The organism is Variovorax sp. P2_H12, assembly GCF_056403395.1.
Genome location: NZ_JBFUFO010000241.1, coordinates 1 through 413, shown reverse-complemented (window position 1 = coordinate 413; position 413 = coordinate 1). Strand labels below are relative to the sequence as shown.

General features: G+C 70.2%; 1 protein-coding gene. It reads left to right on the top strand.

Annotated features, from left to right (window positions below):
- Positions 1-13: 13 nt before the first annotated feature.
- Positions 14-413, top strand: a 400-nt coding sequence (locus AC1DYK_RS35965) for a branched-chain amino acid aminotransferase family protein (protein WP_478170615.1), incomplete at its 3' end; no start/stop codon positions are given.

The following is a 413-nucleotide window of genomic DNA, read 5'->3' as shown; positions in this document are numbered from 1 at the left end:
GTCCCCCGCGGCCATGGCCCTGCACTACGGACAGGCGATCTTCGAGGGGCTGAAGGCGTTCCCCCACGCGGACGGTTCGCTCGCGCTGTTCCGGCCGCTCGCCAACGCCGTTCGCTTCAACCTCAGTGCGGAGCGCCTCGCTATGCCCGCTCTGCCCGTCGAGACGTTCGTCGACGCGTGTGCGCGGCTGGTGCGCGCCGACGCCTCCGAAGTCCCGAGGGGCCCGGGACAGAGCCTCTACCTCAGACCCTTCATGATCGCGGTGGAGCCGAGCCTGGGCGTACGACCGGCACGGGAATATCTGTTCGCCGTGATCGCCTCACCGGTCGACCACTTCTTCGCGGACGGCTTCGAGGCCATCGACGTCTGGTGCCCGACCGACCAGATCCGCGCGGCTCCCGGGGGCACGGGGG